This is a genomic window from Candidatus Bathyarchaeota archaeon (assembly GCA_026014735.1).
In the GTDB taxonomy this organism is placed as follows: Archaea; Thermoproteota; Bathyarchaeia; order Bathyarchaeales; family Bathycorpusculaceae; genus Bathycorpusculum.
Genome location: JAOZHT010000002.1, coordinates 840,915 through 849,880, shown reverse-complemented (window position 1 = coordinate 849,880; position 8,966 = coordinate 840,915). Strand labels below are relative to the sequence as shown.

Below are 8,966 nucleotides of genomic sequence, written 5' to 3'. Positions count from 1 at the left end.
CCCAGAGTGGTTTTAAGCACTTCACCGATGACTTGGGCGGCCATAATGTTGTTTCTTTGGGCTTCTTTGCCTCTGCTTCGGGTGGTTCCTTCCTTCAAGATGAGTACAGGTTGACCACTTTGGGTTTGCGTTAAATATGCCATATTATTCCTCAATGTTAGGTTTAGTATTCTTTAGCAGAGTCAGCGTTTTAGTAATTTACGGGGCTCCACTCACAGCTATGAGTCATGCCGAATAAGGCAGATTTGACCAGTAAGAGACTGAAGACTTGACAATTTCAACTGTTAAAGAACCGCTGACTTTGCAACCTATATATTGCCCTACAGGGATTTAAACACGTTTAGGGAACAAGTGAGTTCTAAGCATTCACTGTTGGCGCTCACTGTTAATTTCGCAGGTATAATTATTACTCGAAAAGACCTTGCAGAAAGACGGAAGTGCTTCAGTAACATTAAGTAATAGTGTGTGCTGTTTATCGTAAGCATAGGCACTTGGGAAATAAGGGAAGCCGCCATAGAAGGTTTAATGTTAATGGCAGAACCAATTTTTCAGAGTTGAAGTGGATTAACTTGACAAAAACAGACGATAATTTATTGGAGCTGAATAGAACAGCCGCAAAGTACATTAGCAAAGTTTGCCCGTTCCAATATAAGAACAAAACTTATCGCTTAATCGACAATTACTTTGCAGTACCTTACAGGCAATGTGATGTGTGTGGGAATTATCCGATATACGAGGTTTCTGTTATTGAAAGCCAAGATGGCAAGACACTCCGCATAGGAAACGATTGTATTGACCGTTTGACAGGACAAAGCGTATCAGAATGGTTTAGAAGTTTCAGAAAAAAACGCGAAAGCGCTATGGCAAACAGGGAAAACATTGACCAACATTCACCAATACTTAACGCTCCTGAATAGAGCGACCCTTATTCACGTATCAGGCAAGCTGTGTCTGTTCCGTTTCGATATATTTGTTTTCAAGACCTCAGATACTTACATGAAAAGCCCAATGCATGTAAGCGCTAATGTCTCTTGAAAGCACCAGTGAAGGCTCGACGTAACAGTGAAGGCTGCATTTTCGGCAGTTTTCTATTTTTTTCCAGTCATACCCTGAAACAGCGGCTTTAATGCCCCCCTCAAAGATAGAAGTGCTGCTTGCGTAGTTGTTGTGGACATAGCAAGGCAAAACAACCTTCCCGTTTGGGTCAATGTTTATCATAGTCCAAGGTTTGCATTGCCAGTTTTTCTCATTAGCGATCACTTTGAGGTAACCGATTGAATTAACAATTGGGTAACCTTCCCGTTTCATTTCGATGAGTCTATGTGCTATTTTCGGTACTCTACCGTTGGCGGGTGAAGATGCGTTGGTGTTGCAGTATTCGTGTGCCACGGCTATGGATATTTTTGTTCCCAACTTCTTGGCCAATTCTACCAAGCTTTCGATTTCGTCAACGTTCTCCGCCATTACTGTCATGTTGATGGTTACAGGAACTTTTTCCTTAGCTGCATTTATGCCTCCTAAGGCTTTTCTGAAGCTTCCATCGATGCCTCTTATGGCATCATGCGTTTTCTCTAATCCATCCAACGAAACATAGACGACACCGTTAATGTAGGGGGCTATCTCGTCTATTCTGGATTTAAGCAGAGTACCGTTTGTTATTAGACTGGTATGCAAAGGCAGAGACCGGGAAAAAGCAAGAATATCCACCAAATCACGCCTAAGCAACGGTTCCCCACCTTCAAATGCTACCCCAACGGCGCCTGAATTGTATATCTGTTTCAGAACGGCTTTCGTTTGCGGTAAGCTTGGATCGGGGCTGGGTCTTTTCCAGAAAGGGCACATTTTGCAGCGAAGGTTGCAATTGTAAGTCAACTTGTGCCCACAAAAGAGTGGAACCTTTGCACCAAGCATGTTTGAGATTAAGCCTCGGTAAACTCGAATTCCTAGCCAGATGGGTTCTAAATATTGGCGAATGGTTTTTTCTTCTACAAAATAATTAGAAACCTGCCTACAACTCCCCGTGTTCTTCGTATTAACCCTTCAAAAATTCTTCCCATTTCTCAGGTAAGTTAATGAGAAATAGGCATAAAAATCAAATCTATGTCCTTATTAGTGCTAACCTATATTTTAAGTTTCAAAGGGGTACTTGAATCCTTCAATTGCCACTTATGGTAAGCGAATAAAGTCACCATAGAATAGTGCCGAGTATGGAGCCGTTTTAGCGCCCTTCATTCATCACTAATCCATCGCTTACTGAAGAATTTGGTTGCTTTTACAGAAGTGCTCAACCCAGAGATGGATGGATTAATCGCATAGCCTCCATTCGTAAAGAATTTTGTCGCTTCATCGTTGCAAGCGTCGAAATTGCTGGTTCTCATCGAAGTTGCACAATGGTCCCGGGCAGTCTTTTCGATAAAAGCAAGCAGCAGTCGACCATAGCCTTTACGTTTTTCCAGGCAAGCAGTATGTATATCTTCTAAATTACTGTACAGCGTGGTCTTAGCCCAAGATGCAATTTGTCCGTCAATAAAAAGTGTGAATAGTGTTTCATCGTCTAATTCGCTTTCCTGTTGAGTTTCGAGAATTTCTATTTTGGTCAATTCTATCAATCCTTGAGGAACGGTCTATCTCTGATTCGCAAATCTTTCTTTCTTTCGAGTAGATCAGTTACTTCATTGAATTCACAGCTGTATTCTTTGTGTTCTTTAACCAATCTTTTGAGTCTACATTGGCTAAAGTAACCTTCGTATAATCCGAATAATAGTAACCCAAGGAAAGCTATGATAAGGTAGTTTGAGAACGCTGCCAATCCGCTTTCATTAACTCCAAGTATTATGGGCAGTAGAATTCCAATCGAGCTAATGTAGGATGAAATCGCGCCTATGAGGGCGCCCATAACATCTATTTTGTTATCGTTGATGCTCTTAGCAAGACTGGCTTTTCTTTCCCAAAGTGTTGAGGTGTCATTTGATTCCACTGCACTGAAAAGGTTGTCAAAGGCTTCGACGGACATATTGCCTGTTCTACTGAGAAACGCGAGGTTCATTTTCTGGTGATAGGACTCTCGATTTTTGATGTATTTCTCTTTAAGGGCGGTGTTATCGATGTAGGGCGTTTTTCGAACGACTGCTAATGCATACTTCGTGTTTTCAAGAAAACTCATTCCCAATACTTGGTCATTGAGCTTCAGGTTGAAGCTTGTTTGTTTTTGGCTATTGATTATTTGCTTAAAGTCTTCGATTCTTTTTAACATAAATAATTAATCTACCTTTGTTTCTTCTGCAGTCGGAGCCTTGTTTGAAATTCTTTCAAGTCCTCGGCTAACTCTGCCGTCAACCTCATCCATGGGAGAGAGTTTGCCGTCTTGATATATTGTACAAGCGCTAATTTTTTGTTAGCCTTGTCTTTCAACTTTTAGCGATTGCACGCTGCACATTTTCTAAACCGGGGGGACCACGACTACTTGGTTCCTTACGCAATCTTAAACCACACGTTGAGGCTAGTCGGCTTCCCCTAATACCTTTCTTCGTTAGAAAGGGCACTAAAACGCAGTTAGTGTAAGCTTTTGGCGCTTATTCTTTTTTGATGACCCATGTTTTTATTGCGTCTTCTACGGCGCGGGATAGGTCGCCTTTTTTTCCACCAAACTTCTGAACTGTCTTAATTCTGAGTTGCTTTTCTAGCTCATCCGGTAAATCTACACTTATTCGACCCATGATTACGTATCACTATTTTGTTTAGTCACTTATGTACATATCATATTATGTGCACAATAACTTATAAACATATGCTATTATGAAAACCCTTTTGTGAGCGAGCAGGTTGGTGAATGCCCCTGCGAATTTTCATTAATACAAAAATATTTGAAATGGAGAGGTGGCGGATCGCTTTATGAGGGCGCTGTTTTTTCGTAATCATAAGGTGCCTGTGCGCTTCCTCAGTTCAGACGAGGTACTTATCCTGTTTTGGAGGTACTTTTTTGTGTGTGAAGAAAACTACTAAGCCCGAAAGCGGGCTATTGCCGATGAAATCGCCCTCTTTGTGAGTAAAAACTCACTAAAGCGTACCACCACTCAAACGATATCAACAACATCAAGCGTTTCCGAAAACATCTTCAAGATTCAGTTGTTTATAAGCTTGGTAGTGCATATTATACACTGAAAAGTCTTCCTGCTTAGAATTTAGCTAAACACTTTACTTTTCTTAATTTCGCTAGAAGAGAGAGAAATGAAACAAAATATTGACATATTAAATATCATAGTTGCCGCATTTAGGTCGTCTGTAGAAATCACTTTTGGTTTCAGCGCAGAAGCAATCTGCAAAGATGACAATAGCAACAAAAAAGGTGATTCAAAATGCTGCAAATAGGGGATTTTGCGCAATGCCCCGAATGCACTAGACCGGGACGAATTGTTTGGATCTCACAAAATAAACAGGTTGTAGGAATCCAATGTTCTGCAAGTCATAGCCCAGAAAGTAGACCTAACGCATATGGATTCTCGCGTAAGGCGGCTAAGGCAAGCAAAAACAGCGTTTTTCTCGTTAAAACCAATCAATTATAAACTAACAGATGTAAAATGTTAAAACAAAGTAATGTACTCGCCAGCAAAATATCAATAGCTAATACCGAAGATAACGACTGCTATTTGTCTGTTAATAGTGGTTTCTATCTTAAATATTCCCGCTTTACCCTCAAAGCGCTAAACAAAAATATCTTTCAAGAATTTCTATCCGATATGTTGAATATCGAAAGGATTCCTCAAAAAAATATTGATAGCATTAGTATCGAAATTTTGCCTGCGCCAAGAAAAAATGGGTTAACTATTGCTGGAAAATGTAACACCATTAACGGAAAAATTCGTATTTACCCAAAACCGTTGAAGTTTTGCGATGCATTCAGGAAGGAATATGGACAATATCTACTGGTTGAGTATGCGGGAAATAGAGCTAGAGCTGCGCTGATTCATGAGTTGCTTCACTTAAAATATGGAAGCGACGAAGTCAGGGTACGGAAATTAACTAAGCAATATTATTCTCAATTGATTAAAGAATATGTGAAGAGCTCAAAGGCGTTACATATGTATAAGCTAATTTTCGCTCATTAATGACTGAAAAGGCCAAGGGGCTATGACCTATTTTTTAGAGCGTTCTCTAAAGGGGGCGGGAATTTTTTCTCTCTCAAGCATGGCGTAGACGCTAATTCTTCTTTTTTCAGCATTCGTAGGGGGTAATGCGGCTAGGTTAGAGAATTTTACAACCCAGCCCTCTTGTGACAATTCATTTATTTCCTGTTGGAACTTCGATTTTACGGATGTTCCAATAAAAAAGTCCCCTGTTTCATCCTCCCAATAAACCACTTTGTATTCGTACATAGTAAAATCCACAGTTCTCTTCACGTTCCAGGGCATTTAATACTTTGCTTTTAGTGTTTGCTGCAATTAAGCAATAGGCTGCTTTCTGTCCCCAATAAAATAAGAAACCGTTACGCTATACCGTTTGGATGTTTCTCCATCAAATTAAAGGCGTAGGCTTGGGCTTTGGAGGTTGTTGCGAACTCGGGTGAGATGCGTTTGCTATCAGCTTCATCGGTTTTTTTCCCGACAAAAAGTGACACATGGTAGGTTTGGCCGAATTGCTTTTTGCTAATAGTCAAAGTCTGCCCTGTGTTTTCGTTAAGGTAGCCGCCTTCTTTGCTGATCGTTCTCCAACCTTTAATTGTCTTCATCTTACGCTTACCAAATTGCTAATTAATTTAATCCCCAGTGTTTAACTAACTTATAATTTCAACAGCTGTTCCTATTGCTTGACCGGGAACGCCATGTTTGAATGTTACTTTAACCACTCCGTTTCTGCCATGCAGACCCGTAACTCTCCCTAAAAGCGATGTTGATTCGTTTCTCCACTTAACCTTTTGCCCTATCAGTTTACCAGCTGACCCGGCAGAGTCAACGCCTTCGAATTCGATTAGGCATACTTTTGAAGCCTGCGATTTAGGTCCGATCCGATAATTTGTTATTGTTCCATAAACTTTCTGAGACAAAATATACACCAGTATAAACGGCATCTTAAGGAACCTTCTATCTCTTAAAGGTACTTCTTGCTTATTCTTCGATAGAAAAAACCTGTAGTTAGTTAGGGGCATGAACTTTTGGTTGAAAATCTTTCTTCTAAGACTTGTGTTTCTTGAGGCTGTACTCCAGTAGTTCACTGAGATTTGCACACTCAGCCCTGCAAATTGGGCAAATGTACCCTTCGTAAGTCATACGGTTATCTTTCCGCGGGAATAGTCATCGTTATAGCTGTTGGCTTTTTATTCTGAAGTCGCTGCTTTGGGTTGGTAGATACCTACCGCGTCTTTGAGCAATTAAGCCTTCACTCCATAATCACAGGCTTTCTCGGCAAAGTTAATCTCCTAAGTTACAAAATGATTTCCTTAGCTTTTGAAAGACGTCTCGGGATTCATTTTATTAAACGTTGCAGGATAATGTGTGCTGCCTTCTTATCTAATGGTTCATTCCCGTTTCCACATTTAGGCGAATAAATGCATGATGGGCACCCTTCCTTGCATTCACAGGTCCCAATCAACTCTAACGTTTTCTCCAGAAGCGGCTTAATGTTTGAGTAAAGGTTTTCCGAAATCCCGATTCCCCCCTCAAAGCCATCGTAAACAAAGACCGTTGGTTCGGCCGTGTCCGCATGGTCGGCTGTTGACAACCCGCCTATATCCCAGCGGTCGCACATAGCAAACATCGGCGCCATCGCAATAATCGCGTGTTCAAGAGCATGCAAGCCGCCATCAAAATCCAAGCCCGCCGCCTCGATTTCTTCTCTTATCTGTTGGGGAACAGTAAACCACAATCCTACCGTTTGGAAAGACGAAGAAGGCAAATCAAGCGTATGTTTCTTGATGACTACATCGTTGGATTTCACTACGTACGACGGGTAACTCTCAGTGATTGTCAATTCGCCTAACGCAGTTTTGAGGCCTTGATGTTTTTGCGCCAGTGTGTTCTTGATTGCTACTTCAACGGTTTTCTGGGTTTCAGTATAATAGTTGGTGTTTTCCTTGCGAACCGTCGCAGTGCAATTGGTGAGGTTTAGTTCTTCTGAGCGGTAGGTTTCTCCTTGATGCAGCAGAATTGCGCCCGGATGGGTTTCTTCATAAGCCTTGTTTAAGGGCAACGTTTCAAGAATGCGCCCGCTGCAGAGTACTGTTACGGTTTTTCCGCTGATGCTGTCAAGGTTAACAAGTCTGGTTGCCCGCTCTTGTCCACTGTAAGTCCAGCCTTGCGGGGTTTTTTTGAGGAGGTTTTTTTCTGCAAGGATTTGGATGCTTTCTTTGTAGACTTCTGGGAAAAATTTTTGGTCCTCGTCGGTTAGGGGTAGCTCTTCGGCTGCACACATGATGTGGCCTGAAGTGATTTGCCGATTGTGCAAGTCAATGATTGCCTGCTCATGGGGTCGGTCAAAGAAGTCTTTTGGGTGCTTCATGAAGTACTGGTCAAGGGGGTTTTGGAAGGCAACCAAAGTTACGGTTGAATCGTTTCTGCTTCTACCCGCACGTCCCGCCTGCTGCCACGTCGAAATGACGGTTCCCGGGTAACCCGAAATAATCACTGCATCCAATGAGCCAATATCGATGCCGAGCTCTAACGCGTTTGTTGAAACCAAACCTATTAAGCTCTTGTTCTTCAGCCGATTCTCTATGTCACGCCGCTCTTGCGGAAGGTATCCTGCCCGGTAGGCAGTTACTGCGCTGTACAGCTTGGGGTTTCTTCGCTTCAGGTCTTCTTTGGTCCATCTTGTTATAAGCTCAGCCATCTGCCGCGAGGTCGTAAAGCAGAGCGTTTGCAAGTTTTTCATGACGCTTGCGGTTAGAAGGCCTTTGGTTTCTTGATGCGTTGAGTAGCGAATTGTTTTCTGCGGGTTAATGAAGGGCGGATTCCAGAAGATGAATGATTTTTTGCCTCTTGGGGAGCCATCGTTTGAAACTATCTCGAAATCTTTTCCGGTTAGTTTCTTCGCGTGTTCCTGCGGGTTAGCTATGGTTGCTGATGAAAGTATGATTTGGGGGTCAGCGTGGTAGAAACTGCAGATTCTCAGCAGTCTTCGCAGAAGCATGGCTACGTTTGAGCCGAAAACGCCCCGATAAACATGCGCTTCATCAAGCACTATGTACTTTAGGTTCTGGAAAAAACGCCGCCAGAGGTTATGCCAGGGCAGGTACAGATGCAAACCGTAAGGGTTAGTCAAAATAATTCTCGAGTTTTCCCTTATGAATGAGCGTTGTTCTTTTGGTGTGTCGCCGTCGTAAACGTTAGAGTCTGCTTTGATGCCGGTGCCTGCCTCGATTTCCTGTAAAACTTTAAGCTGGTCGTTTGTCAGGGCTTTTGAGGGGTAAAGGTAGAGTGCCGTTGCTTTCTCATCGTTTGCGAGGGCGTCAAAAACGGGGATGTTAAACGCCAAGGTTTTTCCTGAAGCCGTTTGGGTGCCGATGATTACGTTTTTTCCTTGCCTTGCTTTGTTTATGGCTTCCGCCTGATGCGAATAAAACTTGATTCCCTTGCTTTGCAGGTAGGCGCTTATGTTTTCCGGAAGGGGCTTTTCCAGTTCTCCGTAGCAGGCGTCTTGTGCAGGAATTTCTTGAATGTGTGCAATAGGGGTTTGTTGGGTTTGCGCTTTCGGCGGGAGGGCTTCTCTTTGGGGAAGGTTTGCTGGTTTGGGTTGGGACGGCTTTTTGATTTGGGACGGAGGCATGAAATTACTTGGTTTGTTGCCCTGTGTTAGAAAGGTGCCGCATTCCTTGCAGAATAAGCTCTGGGCGTATTCTCGGTAAGTGTGGGTTTTGCCACATTTTTTGCAGTAGTAAGAAGACGGCAACTTTTCTCTAACTACAACCGCTTATGTCATTATAAAAGCTCTATCATTTAAAATTGTACTCCTCCATGGAGCATTTTTTGCAGTAT

9 protein-coding genes are annotated in these 8,966 nt (G+C 42.4%); 2 read left to right on the top strand and 7 right to left on the bottom strand.

Annotated elements, in window-relative coordinates:
* Positions 1-569 precede the first annotated feature (569 nt).
* The gene (locus NWE93_10300; GenBank protein ID MCW4000619.1) at positions 570-917 is read left to right on the top strand and encodes a hypothetical protein; all 348 of its coding nucleotides are present in this window, start codon (positions 570-572) and stop codon (positions 915-917) included.
* 67 nt (positions 918-984) lie between these two features.
* On the opposite strand, the gene NWE93_10295 is transcribed toward NWE93_10300, so the two are convergent.
* The 3 genes from NWE93_10295 to NWE93_10285 all read right to left on the bottom strand — a co-directional run bounded on the left by NWE93_10295 (position 985) and on the right by NWE93_10285 (position 3,163).
* Complete coding sequence (locus tag NWE93_10295; protein MCW4000618.1) at positions 985-1,920, bottom strand: PTO1314 family radical SAM protein; 936 nt, start codon at positions 1,918-1,920, stop codon at positions 985-987.
* 308 nt (positions 1,921-2,228) lie between these two features.
* Positions 2,229-2,600, bottom strand: a complete 372-nt coding sequence (locus NWE93_10290; GenBank protein ID MCW4000617.1) for a GNAT family N-acetyltransferase — start codon at positions 2,598-2,600, stop codon at positions 2,229-2,231.
* Between the two features lie 5 nt (positions 2,601-2,605).
* Positions 2,606-3,163, bottom strand: coding sequence for a hypothetical protein (locus NWE93_10285; protein MCW4000616.1), 558 nt, complete (start codon positions 3,161-3,163; stop codon positions 2,606-2,608).
* 1,414 nt (positions 3,164-4,577) lie between these two features.
* Here NWE93_10285 and NWE93_10280 point away from each other — a divergent pair.
* Complete coding sequence (locus NWE93_10280; protein MCW4000615.1) at positions 4,578-5,105, top strand: hypothetical protein; 528 nt, start codon at positions 4,578-4,580, stop codon at positions 5,103-5,105.
* Positions 5,106-5,132: 27 nt separating this feature from the next.
* On the opposite strand, the gene NWE93_10275 is transcribed toward NWE93_10280, so the two are convergent.
* The 4 genes from NWE93_10275 to NWE93_10260 all read right to left on the bottom strand — a co-directional run bounded on the left by NWE93_10275 (position 5,133) and on the right by NWE93_10260 (position 8,880).
* Positions 5,133-5,372: a DUF4177 domain-containing protein gene (locus NWE93_10275; protein ID MCW4000614.1), complete on the bottom strand. Its 240-nt coding sequence runs from the start codon at positions 5,370-5,372 to the stop codon at positions 5,133-5,135.
* A 110-nt stretch (positions 5,373-5,482) separates the two neighbouring features.
* Complete coding sequence (locus NWE93_10270) at positions 5,483-5,725, bottom strand: hypothetical protein (protein MCW4000613.1); 243 nt, start codon at positions 5,723-5,725, stop codon at positions 5,483-5,485.
* 45 nt (positions 5,726-5,770) lie between these two features.
* A complete protein-coding gene (locus NWE93_10265) occupies positions 5,771-6,220 on the bottom strand; it encodes a 50S ribosomal protein L35ae (protein MCW4000612.1) in 450 nt (149 codons plus the stop codon).
* A gap of 239 nt (positions 6,221-6,459) precedes the next feature.
* Positions 6,460-8,880: a DEAD/DEAH box helicase gene (locus NWE93_10260; GenBank protein MCW4000611.1), complete on the bottom strand. Its 2,421-nt coding sequence runs from the start codon at positions 8,878-8,880 to the stop codon at positions 6,460-6,462.
* Positions 8,881-8,966: the final 86 nt, after the last annotated feature.